Source organism: Pseudomonas sp. NFR09 (assembly GCF_900111535.1).
In the GTDB taxonomy this organism is placed as follows: domain Bacteria; phylum Pseudomonadota; class Gammaproteobacteria; order Pseudomonadales; family Pseudomonadaceae; genus Aquipseudomonas; species Aquipseudomonas extremorientalis.
On the sequence record NZ_FOIH01000018.1, the window covers coordinates 111,646 to 124,143 of the forward strand.

Here is a 12,498-nt window from a genome sequence, read left to right on the forward strand (position 1 = left end):
CGCCTTCCATCAGAGCAGGAAATTTCACTCAGGTCCTGTCCCTATCCGCGCTGTCAGACGCCGTGGAACCGGTGGTTTGCGCCCCTATACTCTGGCTCCCACATCAGTAGAAAAATAAGCCAACAGGGAGTGAAAAGATGGAAGCAGCACCTTGCATCAGTCAGATCGCCAGCTTGCTCGCCGAGCCCAAGCGCACCGCCATGCTGTGGGCCTTGATGGACGGTTCAGCCAAGTCACCGATAGAGTTGGCGACGTTCGCCGGTTTGTCCACGACCTCCGCCCATGCGCACCTGGCGCGACTGACCGCAGGCGGTTTGCTGCGTGTGGAAGCCAGGCGTGGCAAGCGCCTGTTTCGCGTGGCGGCGCCGGATGTCAGTGCAGCCATCGATGCCCTGGCCAGGACCACCATGGCCTGCGCTGCGCGCAGCGCGCCGGATGCTTTGCCGCCGACCCTGATTGCTCCGCCGTCGTTACGTCATGCCCGTTTGTGCCATGGGCACCTTGGTGGCGAGTTGGGGGCGCAGTTGTATCAACATCTGCTGGACGCAGGCTGGATCGAGCGCTACGAACAGCGTCCCGATGTCACGGTGAAGGGCGCCCAGCACTTGGCAAAACTGGGGATTTTTACCCAGGCATTGGCGTCGCCGCTGGTGTGTAACTGCTTTGACTGGAGCCAGCAGCAGCCGCACCTGGGCGGTGCGTTGGGGGCGGGGTTGTTGCAATTGTTTTTGCAGTCGAACTGGATCTGCGTGAGCAATGAGTCCCAGGCCTTGCAGGTCAGTGCCATCGGGCGCAGGGCGATCAGCCGGTTGGCCGTGCCTGAGTGATGGTCCAGGCATTGACTGTGCAGGAGCCGGCAAGCCGGCTCCCACGGGTATTACGGTTTGACCAGTCGCGCATCCAGGCTGTTTTGCGCCAGGCGTCTGGCCTGGTCCTGGGTCATGCCCAGTGAACTGTACAACGCGTGGAAGTTCTCGGTGACATAACCGCCGAAGTACGCCGGGTCATCCGAGTTCACGGTCACCTTCACCCCACGCTCGAGCATGTCGAGGATGTTGTGCTGGGCCATGTCGTCGAACACGCACAGCTTGGTGTTGGACAGCGGGCACACGGTCAGTGGGATCTGCTCGTCGATGATGCGCTGCATCAGGCGCTCGTCTTCGATGGCGCGTACGCCATGGTCGATACGCTGGATTTTCAGCAGGTCGATGGCTTCCCAGATGTACTCCGGCGGGCCTTCTTCACCGGCGTGGGCGACGGTGAGGAAGCCTTCGTGGCGGGCACGGTCGAACACACGCTGGAATTTGCTTGGCGGGTGACCCATTTCAGAGCTGTCCAGGCCCACGGCTACGAACGCGTCGCGGAACGGCAGGGCCTGGTCGAGGGTTTTTTCGGCTTCGGCTTCGCTCAGGTGGCGCAGGAAGCTGAGGATCAAGCCGCTGGTGATCCCCAGTTGCTGCTCGCCATCTTTCAGCGCCGCAGCGATGCCGTTGAGTACCACTTCGAACGGTATGCCACGGTCGGTGTGGGTTTGCGGGTCGAAGAAGGGTTCAGTGTGGATCACGTTCTGCGCTTTGCAGCGCAGCAGATAGGCCCAGGTCAGGTCGTAGAAATCCTGGGAAGTGCGCAGCACGTCGGCGCCCTTGTAATACAGGTCGAGGAATTCCTGCAGGTTGTTGAAGGCGTAGGCCTTGCGCAGGGTTTCGACGTCGTTCCACGGCAGCGCAATCTTGTTGCGCTCGGCCAGGGCGAACAGCAACTCCGGCTCCAGCGAGCCTTCCAGATGCAGGTGCAGTTCAGCCTTGGGCAGGGCGTTGAGCCAATCGTACATTTTCTAAATTCTCATCAGGTGCAATGAAGGCATTCTACAGGCCATGGCTGAAATAATCGGCAAAACCTGACCAGCAGGATTGCTTTCGTTGCATTCACGCAAGGGCGTTGTGAACTAAGGTGTAACGAAACGTTAGCGGCTTGGCGCAGTCTGTACCCCATCAATGACTGATTTGCCGTACTAAAAGGCCCGGAATGCTCACATCCCTCAAGCAAGAAAAATTCATGCTGCTGGCGCTGATTGCCGCCATCGCTGCCTATCCGCTGGAGCACTGGATGCTCCATAGTGGCCAAATCACGGCGCTGCTGGCCGGTGTGGTGCTGATCGGCTTTATCGTGGTGGCGTCGATGCGCGTGGCCCATCACGCCGAGCAGCTCGCGGAAAAAGTCGGCGATCCCTACGGCACCATGATCCTCACCCTCGCCGCCGTGCTGGTGGAAGTGGTGATCCTGGCGATCATGATGAGCAATGAGCCATCGCCCACCCTGGTGCGCGACACCATCTATTCTGCGGTGATGCTCGACATCAACGGGATCCTCGGCCTGGCCGCGCTGATGGGCGGCATCAAGCATGGTGAACAGTCCTACAACGATGACTCGGCACGCACCTACAGCGTGATGATCCTCACCGCCATGGGTGTGTCGATGGTGGTGCCGGAATTTATCCCCGAAGCCGACTGGAAAATCTATTCGGCCTTCACCATTGGCGCGATGGTGGTGTTGTACACCCTGTTCCTGCGCATGCAGGTTGGGCCGCACAGTTACTTCTTCAGCTACAGCTACCCGGAAAAGCGCCGCAAGAAACTGCCGGAAGAACAGGAAGCGCCGCCAGTCAACCTGGCGTTTTCCATTGGCACGCTGGTGTTTGGGGTGATTGTGATCGGTGCACTGGCCGAGGTGATGTCCAAGACCTTGGACCTGGGCCTGGAAGGCACAGGCGCGCCGCCGGTGATCACGGCGATCGTGGTCGCGGCCATTTCGGCAGCACCGGAGATTCTGACCGCGTTGCGGGCGGCGTTGGCGAACCGCATGCAGTCGGTGGTGAATATCGCGCTGGGTGCTTCGCTGTCGACGGTGATCCTGACGGTGCCGGTGATGGAGGCGATGGCGCTCTACACCGGGCAGCCGTTCCAGATGGCGATGACGCCGGTGCAGACCGTGATGGTGTTTATCACGCTGATCGTCAGCGCGATCAACCTCAACGATGGCGAAACCAACGCCATCGAAGGGATGACCCATTTCGTGCTGTTTGCGACCTTTATCATGCTGTCGCTGTTGGGGTTGTAATCAGCCAGCGATCAGCTGCCGCGCGGCCTGGGTGTGATCGGCGATCAGGCCCTTGAGGTCCAGGCCTTCGACCTGGCCGTCGATCACGCGCCATTTGCCGCCGATCATTACCCGGTCCGCACGGTCGGCGCCGCACAACAGCAACGCCGAAATCGGATCGTGGCTGCCGGAAAAGCGCAGCTCATCCAGCTTGAACAGCGCCAGATCGGCCTGCTTGCCTACGGCCAACTCACCGATATCCGTACGCCCCAGCAACTGCGCCGAACCTTTGGTCGCCCAACCCAGCACACCTTCCGGGGTGATCTTTTCCGCGCCGTAACGCAGGCGCTGGATGTACAAAGCCTGGCGCGCTTCAAGGATCATATTCGACGCGTCGTTGGACGCGGAACCGTCCACGCCCAGGCCGATAGGTGCGCCGGCCGCGAGCAGGTCCAGGGTCGGGCAGATGCCGGACGCCAGGCGCATGTTCGAGCTTGGGCAATGGCAGATGCCGGTGCCGGCAGCGCCCAGGCGCGCGATTTCATCCGGGTTGAAGTGAATGCCATGGGCCAGCCACGTGCGCGGACCGAGCCAGCCGACGCTGTCCAGGTAATCCACGGTACGCAGGCCGAAACGTTGCAGGCAGAAATCCTCCTCGTCGAGGGTTTCCGCCAGGTGGGTGTGCAGGCGCACATCCAGGCGATTGGCCAGTTCAGCGCTGGCTTCCATGATTTCCGGGGTGACGGAAAACGGCGAGCAGGGCGCCAGGGCAATCTGGATCTGCGCGCCGTCGCCCCGCTGGTGGTATTCACGGATCAGGCGCTGGCTGTCTTCGAGGATGACCTGGCCCTGTTGCACCGTCTGTTGCGGCGGCAGGCCACCGTCGGCCTCGCCCAGGCTCATGGAACCGCGGGTGAGCATGGCGCGCATGCCCAATTCGCGCACGCTTTGCACTTGCACGTCGATAGCGTTTTCCAGGCCCTCGGGGAACAGGTAGTGGTGGTCTGCCGCCGTGGTGCAGCCCGAGAGCAGCAGTTCGGCCAACGCAACTTTACTGGCCAGTGCGAGTTTTTCCGGGGTGAGCCGTGCCCAGACCGGGTACAGGGTCTTCAACCAGGGAAACAACGGCTGATTGACCACCGGTGCCCAGGCGCGGGTCAGGGTTTGATAGAAGTGATGGTGGGTGTTGATCAGCCCCGGCAGGACCACATGTTCACGGGCATCGAACACCTGTGCGCAGGGCTGCGTGGGTTCTTGGCCCTGGGCCAGCACCTCGGTGATCACACCGTCCTGCAGCACCAGGCCGCCACGGGCGTCGAGGCCGTTGGCCGTGAAAATCGCGAGGGGTTTTTTTAACCAGATACGGGTCGCAGGCATTGGCCGGCTCCTCTGAATGATGGGTTCAGGTTTGCCAGCTCAGTGTTGCCCTGTCTGCTGATCCAGGGTCGCCCGTGAGGGCGAGGTGGGCAGTCTACGCGCGGATTGTTATCGACGGCAATCGGTCGATAACAATCCCGCACCGCTTACCAGGCGATGGTGTCGCCTTTGTAGTCGATGAAGTGATGGCCGCCTTTGCCGGTGTAGGCGTTCACCTGGTCAACCAGGCCGCGCACGCTGGTGTCGACATCGATATGGGCGTTTTCGCCGCCCATGTCAGTCTTCACCCAGCCCGGATGCAGCGACAGTACGGTCAGCTTGTGATCACCCAACTGAGTGATGAAGCTGTTGGTCATGGAGTTGAGTGCCGCCTTGCTGGCTTTGTACAGCGCCAGGTCCGAGCCGTCCGGGATGGTCACGCTGCCCAGCACCGAACTCATGAACGCCAGCACGCCAGTGTCCTTGCGGATCTGCCCGACGAAACGCTGGGCCAGGTTGATCGGCGCTACGGCATTGGTGAAAAACAGTTGGCCGACTTCGGCCAGGGTGGCGTGGCCCGGCTCCTGGTTGGCAGGGCCCTTGACGCCGGCGTTGACGAACAGCAGGTCGAAGGTGCTGGCCTTGAGGCGTTGGCTCAGGGCGATCACGGCTTGCTGATCGTCCATGTCGAGCTTCTCGATCTGTACCGGCCCAACGGCTTTCAGCGCATCGGCCTTGCTCGGGTCACGCACGGTGGCGGTCACCTCCCAGCCGTCCTGAAGCAGTTGCTTGACCAGGCCGAGGCCCAGGCCGCGGGAGGCGCCGATGATCAGTGCGGTTTTTGGCGTAGACATGAAAAGCTTCCTTTAGCGTCGCGGTTCACGGAGTTCAGCGTTGTAGCAGGATACGCCCACGGCTGAGGTCGGCGAGTTGAATTTGCAGGGTGTCGATATGCGCTTGGCCCAAGGCCAGTTGCAGCTCGACGCCATTGGCGGTGAAGGTTTCTTCGACCACCAGCCCACCCAGTTCGGCGACTCGCAGTTTCACCAGGTTCAACTCGGCGAAGCCACAAGCGCAACTCAAGGGGACACGGCTGATCAGTTCGATGCGATCGGCGGTTTGCAGGCATTTGTTCGCTCCACCGCCATAGGCCCGGGCCAGACCGCCGGTGCCCAGCTGGATGCCGCCGTACCAGCGAATCACCAGCACCGCCACCTGATCGAAGCCCTGTGCCTCGATGGCCGCCAGGATCGGCCGCCCGGCGGTGCCGCCGGGTTCGCCATCGTCGTTGCTGCGGTATTGATCGGCCAGTTTCCAGGCCCAGCAGTTGTGCGTGGCGTTCAAGTCGCTGTGTTGCTCGAAAAACGCCTGGGCGTCCTGCGGGCTGGTGATCGGTGCGGCGAGGGTGATAAAGCGGCTTTTGCGTATTTCTTCGCGAAACTCGCAAAGGCCGGTGAGCGTGAAAGGCATAAGTCGCTTCGTTTAATGGGCGGGCTTGATGCCACAGCCCTTGAGGATGATATGGATCAGGTTAGTGCCGGCGTCTTCCATGTCCTGCTTGGTCAGCTTGGTGCGACCGGTGACGCGGCAGATCTGGGTGGCGAAGTCGGCGTAGTGCTGGGTGCTGCCCCACAGCAGGAAGATCAGGTGCACGGGGTCTATCGGGTCCATCTTGCCAGCGTCGATCCAGGCCTGGAACACGGCTGCCCGGCCGCTGAACCAGGCGCGGTAGTCCTGGCTGAAATATTCGGTGAGGCATTCGCCGCCGCTGATGATCTCCATCGCGAAGATTCGCGAAGCCTGGGGCTGGCGACGCGAGAACTCCATCTTGGTGCGGATGTAGCGGGTGAGCGCCACGGCCGGGTCATCTTCGGCGGTCAGCGTGTTGAAGGTGCTGTCCCACAGCTCGAGGATATTGCTGAGCACCGCGATATACAGGCCCAGCTTGTTGGTGAAGTAGTAATGCAAGTTGGCCTTGGGCAGCCCGGCACTGGCCGCGATGGTGTTCATGCTGGTGCCTTTGTAGCCATGGCGCGCGAACTCGTCTTCAGCCGCCTGCAGAATCGCTTGTTCGTTCTTTTGCCGAATGCGGCTGGCGGGCTTACCGGCGTGGGTGCTGTGGGCAGGAACTTCGAGGCTCATGGAGGTTTCCGTGCTGATCGATTGAGACGACGTGTGCACAGATAACCCACCCTCAAGCCTCAGACAAGTCCTGATGCAATAAAACCGTCAAAGCGGTTCCAGGCTGTCGCTTTCCGGTGCTTTGTTTGCGGCAGCGCTGGGGGCCTTGCTTTCGGGCAGCAACAGGCACAACACGATGGCCGTCAGCCCGCCGCTGGTGATGGCGGAGTCAAACAGGTTCTGCACCAGCGTCGGCATCAGATGCAGCAGGTTCGGTTGGGCGGCGATGCCCAGGCCGACGCCAAACGAAGTGGCGATGATCAGCATGCTGCGCCGGTCCAGCGGTGCCTGGGCGAGGATGCGCACGCCAGCAGCGGCCACACTGCCGAACATCACCAGGGTGGCGCCGCCCAACACCGGCTTGGGGATTTGTTGCAGCACGGCGCCAATCATTGGAAACAGACCGAGACAAAACAGCACCGCGCCGATGTAGAGGCCAACGTAGCGGCTGGCCACGCCGGTGAGTTGGATTACACCATTGTTCTGCGCGAAGGTGGTGTTGGGGAAGGCGCTGAAGGTGGCGGCGATCATGCAGCTCACGCCATCACCGAGTACGCCGCCCTTGAGTCTGCCTATATAAGAAGGGCCGCTGATGGGTTGGCGGGCAATCATGCAGTTGGCGGTGAGGTCGCCAACGGTTTCGATGCTGCTGATCAGATAAATAAGCGCGATCGGTAGGAACGCGCTCCAGTCGAAGTTGAAACCAAAGCGGAACGGGATCGGCAGGCTGACCAGCGGCAGATCTGGCAGGGCTTGAGGCACCAGTTTGCCACTGAACCAGGCGGCCAGGCTGCCGAGGGCGAGGCCGATGATGATGGCCGAGAGGCGCACCCAAGGTGTATTCGAGCGGTTGAGCAGAATGATCGTCAACACCACGAACAGGCCCAGCGCCAGGTTGGTCGGCGCGCCGAAGTCGGCGGCATTGAAGCCGCCGCCGAGGTCGGTGATACCGACTTTGATCAAGCTGATGCCGATCAGGGTGATGACGATTCCGGTGACCAGAGGCGTGATGACTCGGCGCAGCTGCCCGATGAAGCGGCTCAACACGATCTGCACCACGGCGCCGAAAAAGCACACGCCGAAGATCATCGCCATGATGTCTTCCGGGCTGCCGCCGCGTTGTTTTACCAGGAAACCTGCCGACAGCACCGCGCCGAGAAACGCGAAGCTGGTGCCTTGCAGGCAGATCATCCCGGCGCCTATACCGAAGGGCCTGCGCGCCTGGATGAAGGTGCCGACACCGGAGACCATCAGCGCCATGCTGATCAGGTAGGGCAGATGGGCGGTGAGCCCCAGGGCGGAGCCGATGATCAGCGGCGGGGTGATGATGCCGACAAATGCAGCAAGTACATGTTGCAGGGCGGCGAGTAAGGCAGGTCCGGGTTTCGGGCGGTCGTTGAGCCCGTAGATAAGATCGCTGCTGTTGGACGTTTCTGGTGACATGGCGGGCAAACTCAAGGTCTATGTCCTTGGGCTGTTGCAAAAAGCTGTCCAACTGCTCAGCTTTTAGCTGCGAGGCCGAGTTAGCGGGTTGCCGCGAGACTTTCCAGGAAGCTTTCCAGCACCAAATGGGGGCGCCGGCCTTTGCGCGTGACCGATGCGAGGCTTAAATCGTAAAAACGCGTGGCCGGTTTCAGCGCACGCAGTCGGCCTTGTTGTACCCAAAGGCTCGCGTAGTGGTCGGGCAGGTAACCGATGTAACGGCCGGTGAGGATCAGGAACGCCATGCCTTCGCGGTCGGAGGCGCTGGCCGTGCAGTTGAGCGCCTGGTAATGGGCCTGGATTTCGGCGGGCAGACGGAAGGTCGGGGCGATGGCGTCCTGGGCGTCAATGCGTGCATCTTCCAGTTGCTTGTTGTCGGCATAGAACAACGGGTGGCCGACCGCGCAGTAGAGCAATGAACGTTCACTGTACAGCGGCTGGTATTCCAACCCCGACAAGGCGCTGGCCTGCGGCACCACGCCCACATGCAAGCGGCCATCGAGCACGCCTTGTTCGACTTCGTTGGGGGCGATCATACGGATCTGGATCTGCACGTCAGGCCCGCGCTCCTTCAGTTGTGCGAGCGCGTGGGTGATGCGCATGTGGGGCAGGGTGACGAGGTTGTCGGTGAGGCCGATGATCAACTCGCCACGCAAGTGCTGGTGCAGGCCGTTGACCTCGGTGCGAAAGCTTTCCAGGGCACTCAGCAGTTGCAGGGCCGACTGGTAGACCTCGCGGCCCTCTTCGGTCAGGGAGAAGCCGGCGCGGCCGCGTTGGCACAGTCTCAATCCGAGGCGTTGCTCCAGGTCGCTCATTTGCTGGCTGATCGCCGAACGCCCGATGCCCAGCACGGTTTCCGCCGCGGAGAAGCCGCCGCACTCCACCACGCTGCGAAAGATGCGCAGCAGGCGGATGTCGAAGTCGCTGACTTGGGCCAAGGGGTCGGGTCGACGGCTGCTCATAGTTTAGTGAAGGCCTGACTGAAGGTTAGAAGAGTTGGATTTCACCGACTTTATCGCCGTGGCAATTTAGCTGCAACAACGCTTTTTCAATCCCGACGCTGCCTTTTGCCCTGCGAGGTTTTGCTGATGAACATGCCCGAAAATGCACCATCGTCCCTGGCCAGCCAATTGAAGCTGGACGCGCACTGGATGCCATACACCGCCAACCGAAACTTCCAGCGTGACCCGCGCCTGATCGTGGCCGCCGAAGGGAGCTGGTTGACCGATGACAAGGGCCGCAAGGTGTATGACTCGTTGTCGGGCCTGTGGACCTGTGGTGCCGGGCATACGCGCAAGGAAATCCAGGACGCGGTCGCCAAGCAGCTGGGCACGTTGGACTACTCGCCGGGCTTCCAGTACGGTCATCCATTGTCCTTCCGGTTGGCGGAAAAGATTACCGACCTGACCCCAGGCAACCTGAACCATGTGTTCTTCACCGACTCTGGCTCCGAGTGTGCCGATACGGCGGTGAAGATGGTGCGTGCGTACTGGCGCCTTAAGGGCCAGGCCACCAAGACCAAGATGATCGGTCGCGCCCGTGGTTATCACGGTGTGAACATTGCCGGTACCAGCCTGGGGGGCGTCAACGGCAACCGTAAGCTGTTTGGCCAGGGCTTGATGGACGTTGACCATTTGCCGCATACCTTGCTGGCAAGCAATGCCTTCTCCCGTGGCATGCCGGAGCAGGGCGGTATCGCGCTGGCAGACGAACTGCTCAAGCTGATCGAATTGCACGACGCGTCGAACATCGCTGCAGTGTTTGTCGAACCTATGGCCGGCTCCGCTGGCGTGCTGGTGCCGCCACAGGGTTATCTCAAGCGTCTGCGTGAGATCTGTGACCAGCACAATATCCTGCTGGTGTTCGATGAAGTGATCACCGGTTTCGGCCGTACCGGCTCGATGTTCGGTGCCGACAGCTTCGGCGTGACCCCGGACCTGATGTGCATCGCCAAGCAAGTCACCAACGGCGCGATCCCGATGGGCGCAGTGATTGCCAGCAGCGAGATCTACCAGACCTTCATGAACCAGGCGACGCCGGAGTACGCGGTGGAATTCCCCCACGGCTACACCTACTCGGCGCACCCGGTGGCCTGCGCGGCGGGCCTGGCGGCATTGGACCTGTTGCAGAAGGAAAACCTGGTGCAGAGCGTCGCTGAAGTCGGCCCGCACTTTGAGAATGCGCTGCATGGCTTGAAGGGCAGCAAGAACGTGATCGATATTCGCAACTACGGCCTGGCCGGCGCGATCCAGATTGCCCCGCGTGATGGTGATGCCATCGTGCGTCCATTCGAGGCCGGCATGGCTTTGTGGAAAGCGGGTTTCTACGTGCGCTTTGGCGGTGACACCCTGCAGTTCGGGCCAACCTTCAACAGCAAGCCGCAGGACCTGGATCGCCTGTTCGATGCGGTCGGCGAAGTGCTGAACAAGATCGACTGATTTCTCCTTCTATATAGAACAACTTTTCAGGAGCCCCGCATGAGCCTTATCCAGCATTTGATCAACGGTGAGTTGATCAATGATTCCGGCCGTAGTGCCGACGTGTACAACCCGTCGACCGGCCAAGTGATTCATCAAGTGCCGTTGGCCAGCCGTGAAACCATCCAGCAGGCGATCGACGCAGCCAAGGCGGCGTTCCCGGCGTGGCGTAATACTCCGCCGGCCAAGCGTGCCCAGGTGATGTTTCGTTTCAAGCAATTGCTGGAACAGAACGAAGCGCGCATTTCGCAACTGATCAGCGAAGAGCATGGCAAGACGCTGGAAGATGCCGCCGGTGAGTTGAAGCGTGGCATCGAGAACGTTGAGTACGCGTGTTCGGCACCAGAGATTCTGAAGGGCGAGTACAGCCGTAATGTAGGACCAAATATTGATGCATGGTCGGATTTCCAGCCGCTGGGCGTAGTGGCCGGTATTACCCCGTTCAACTTCCCGGCAATGGTGCCGCTGTGGATGTATCCGCTGGCGATCGTCTGCGGTAACTGTTTCATCCTGAAACCATCGGAGCGTGATCCGAGCTCGACATTGCTGATTGCACAACTGTTGCAGGAAGCCGGGCTGCCCAAAGGCGTGCTCAGCGTGGTGCACGGTGACAAGGGCGCGGTGGACGCGCTGATCGAGGCGCCGGAAGTGAAGGCGCTTAGCTTCGTGGGCTCGACGCCGATTGCCGAATACATCTACTCCGAGGCAACCAAGCGTGGCAAGCGCGTACAGGCATTGGGTGGGGCGAAGAACCACGCGGTGCTGATGCCGGATGCGGATCTGGATAACGCCGTCAGCGCTCTGATGGGTGCAGCATACGGTTCCTGCGGTGAGCGTTGCATGGCGATCTCGGTGGCGGTGTGCGTGGGCGACCAAGTGGCGGATGCGTTGATCGCCAAGCTGGTGCCGCAGGTCAAGGCACTGAAGATCGGGGCGGGGACGTCTTGTGGCCTGGATATGGGGCCGCTGGTGACTGGCCAGGCGCGGGATAAGGTCAGTGGCTATATAGAAGACGGTGTTTCTTCGGGTGCCAGGTTGGTGGTTGATGGGCGCGGACTGAGTGTTGCGGGCCATGAAGAAGGTTTCTTCCTGGGCGGTAGTCTGTTTGATCATGTGACGCCTGAAATGCGTATCTACAAAGAAGAGATCTTTGGGCCGGTGTTGTGTGTTGTGCGGGTGGATAGCCTGGAAGCGGCCATGCAACTGATCAACGACCATGAATACGGTAACGGTACGTGTATCTTCACCCGTGACGGTGAAGCGGCGCGTCTGTTCTGTGACGAGATTGAAGTGGGTATGGTGGGGGTGAATGTTCCATTGCCTGTGCCGGTGGCGTATCACAGTTTTGGTGGCTGGAAGCGTTCGCTGTTTGGCGATCTGCATGCCTACGGGCCGGATGGGGTGCGTTTCTATACTCGTCGCAAGGCGATTACCCAGCGTTGGCCGCAGCGGGCCAGTCATGAAGCCTCGCAATTTGCTTTCCCTAGTTTGTAAGTAGTGCAGAAAGCCGGCCCCTCGGGGCCGGCTTTTGCGTTTCTGGGAGTTTTTTGACCTGTGTGACAGAAATATGAAAAAAGGTGTTGACGGCAGATTCTGGAAGTCTATAATTCGCCCCACTTCCGGCGCAGTCGAAACGGAAAACTCCTTGGTAAACAAAGAGTTACGCAGAATTCGACAGCGACTTGCTTCAGTTCATCGAAGCCCAGAAGCAGTTGATAGGGCAGTGTTGTCTGGCTCTATTAACGTTTCGATCCTCTCGGTCGAAAGCGGAGAAAAAGAGGTGTTGACAGCAGCGTGTAACGCTGTAGAATTCGCCTCCCGCTAACGAGAGATCGGAAGCGCAAGTGGTTGAAGTTGTTGAAGAAATCTTCGAAAACTTCTGAAAATAATCACTTGACAGCAAATG

General features: G+C 60.5%; 11 protein-coding genes. 4 read left to right on the forward strand and 7 right to left on the reverse strand.

What is annotated here, in order from left to right; all coding sequences use genetic code 11:
* Positions 1 to 137: 137 nt before the first annotated feature.
* Positions 138 to 827, forward strand: a complete 690-nt coding sequence (locus BMX59_RS29815; protein WP_092250044.1) for an ArsR/SmtB family transcription factor — start codon at positions 138 to 140, stop codon at positions 825 to 827.
* Between the two features lie 50 nt (positions 828 to 877).
* Here BMX59_RS29815 and BMX59_RS29820 read toward each other — a convergent pair whose 3' ends face one another.
* Entirely contained in the window at positions 878 to 1,831 is a 954-nt protein-coding gene (locus BMX59_RS29820) for an adenosine deaminase (protein WP_092250047.1), read from the reverse strand.
* 194 nt (positions 1,832 to 2,025) lie between these two features.
* On the opposite strand from BMX59_RS29820, the gene BMX59_RS29825 reads away from it, so the two are divergent.
* Positions 2,026 to 3,117 (forward strand): calcium:cation antiporter, encoded by a 1,092-nt coding sequence (locus tag BMX59_RS29825; RefSeq protein ID WP_071491557.1) that lies wholly within the window; start codon positions 2,026 to 2,028, stop codon positions 3,115 to 3,117.
* Here BMX59_RS29825 and BMX59_RS29830 read toward each other — a convergent pair whose 3' ends face one another.
* The 6 genes from BMX59_RS29830 to BMX59_RS29855 all read right to left on the reverse strand — a co-directional run bounded on the left by BMX59_RS29830 (position 3,118) and on the right by BMX59_RS29855 (position 9,077).
* Complete coding sequence (locus BMX59_RS29830) at positions 3,118 to 4,473, reverse strand: 8-oxoguanine deaminase (protein WP_093128551.1); 1,356 nt, start codon at positions 4,471 to 4,473, stop codon at positions 3,118 to 3,120.
* Positions 4,474 to 4,619: 146 nt separating this feature from the next.
* Positions 4,620 to 5,306 carry an SDR family oxidoreductase gene (locus BMX59_RS29835; protein ID WP_092250053.1) on the reverse strand — a complete coding sequence of 229 codons (687 nt, stop codon included), beginning with the start codon at positions 5,304 to 5,306 and terminating at the stop codon, positions 4,620 to 4,622.
* 34 nt (positions 5,307 to 5,340) lie between these two features.
* Positions 5,341 to 5,922, reverse strand: coding sequence for an IMPACT family protein (locus BMX59_RS29840; RefSeq protein WP_093128555.1), 582 nt, complete (start codon positions 5,920 to 5,922; stop codon positions 5,341 to 5,343).
* Between the two features lie 12 nt (positions 5,923 to 5,934).
* On the reverse strand, positions 5,935 to 6,594 hold the full coding sequence (locus tag BMX59_RS29845) for a TetR/AcrR family transcriptional regulator (protein WP_093128558.1): 660 nt from the start codon (positions 6,592 to 6,594) through the stop codon (positions 5,935 to 5,937).
* A gap of 87 nt (positions 6,595 to 6,681) precedes the next feature.
* The gene (locus BMX59_RS29850; RefSeq protein ID WP_071491554.1) at positions 6,682 to 8,076 is read right to left on the reverse strand and encodes a uracil-xanthine permease family protein; all 1,395 of its coding nucleotides are present in this window, start codon (positions 8,074 to 8,076) and stop codon (positions 6,682 to 6,684) included.
* Between the two features lie 80 nt (positions 8,077 to 8,156).
* The gene (locus BMX59_RS29855) at positions 8,157 to 9,077 is read right to left on the reverse strand and encodes a LysR family transcriptional regulator (RefSeq protein WP_071491553.1); all 921 of its coding nucleotides are present in this window, start codon (positions 9,075 to 9,077) and stop codon (positions 8,157 to 8,159) included.
* Positions 9,078 to 9,203: 126 nt separating this feature from the next.
* On the opposite strand from BMX59_RS29855, the gene BMX59_RS29860 reads away from it, so the two are divergent.
* Entirely contained in the window at positions 9,204 to 10,553 is a 1,350-nt protein-coding gene (locus BMX59_RS29860; protein ID WP_093128561.1) for an omega-aminotransferase AptA, read from the forward strand.
* 39 nt (positions 10,554 to 10,592) lie between these two features.
* Complete coding sequence (locus tag BMX59_RS29865) at positions 10,593 to 12,086, forward strand: CoA-acylating methylmalonate-semialdehyde dehydrogenase (protein ID WP_093128564.1); 1,494 nt, start codon at positions 10,593 to 10,595, stop codon at positions 12,084 to 12,086.
* The last annotated feature ends 412 nt before the right edge of the window (positions 12,087 to 12,498 follow it).

Coding starts and splice junctions, on each gene's coding strand:
- BMX59_RS29815 (WP_092250044.1), top strand. CDS start 138: ATGGAAGCAGCACCTTGCATCAGTCAGATCGCCAGCTTGCTCGCCGAG.
- BMX59_RS29860 (WP_093128561.1), top strand. CDS start 9,204: ATGAACATGCCCGAAAATGCACCATCGTCCCTGGCCAGCCAATTGAAG.
- BMX59_RS29865 (WP_093128564.1), top strand. CDS start 10,593: ATGAGCCTTATCCAGCATTTGATCAACGGTGAGTTGATCAATGATTCC.
- BMX59_RS29820 (WP_092250047.1), bottom strand. CDS start 1,831: ATGTACGATTGGCTCAACGCCCTGCCCAAGGCTGAACTGCACCTGCAT.
- BMX59_RS29850 (WP_071491554.1), bottom strand. CDS start 8,076: ATGTCACCAGAAACGTCCAACAGCAGCGATCTTATCTACGGGCTCAAC.
- BMX59_RS29840 (WP_093128555.1), bottom strand. CDS start 5,922: ATGCCTTTCACGCTCACCGGCCTTTGCGAGTTTCGCGAAGAAATACGC.
- BMX59_RS29830 (WP_093128551.1), bottom strand. CDS start 4,473: ATGCCTGCGACCCGTATCTGGTTAAAAAAACCCCTCGCGATTTTCACG.
- BMX59_RS29825 (WP_071491557.1), top strand. CDS start 2,026: ATGCTCACATCCCTCAAGCAAGAAAAATTCATGCTGCTGGCGCTGATT.
- BMX59_RS29855 (WP_071491553.1), bottom strand. CDS start 9,077: ATGAGCAGCCGTCGACCCGACCCCTTGGCCCAAGTCAGCGACTTCGAC.
- BMX59_RS29835 (WP_092250053.1), bottom strand. CDS start 5,306: ATGTCTACGCCAAAAACCGCACTGATCATCGGCGCCTCCCGCGGCCTG.
- BMX59_RS29845 (WP_093128558.1), bottom strand. CDS start 6,594: ATGAGCCTCGAAGTTCCTGCCCACAGCACCCACGCCGGTAAGCCCGCC.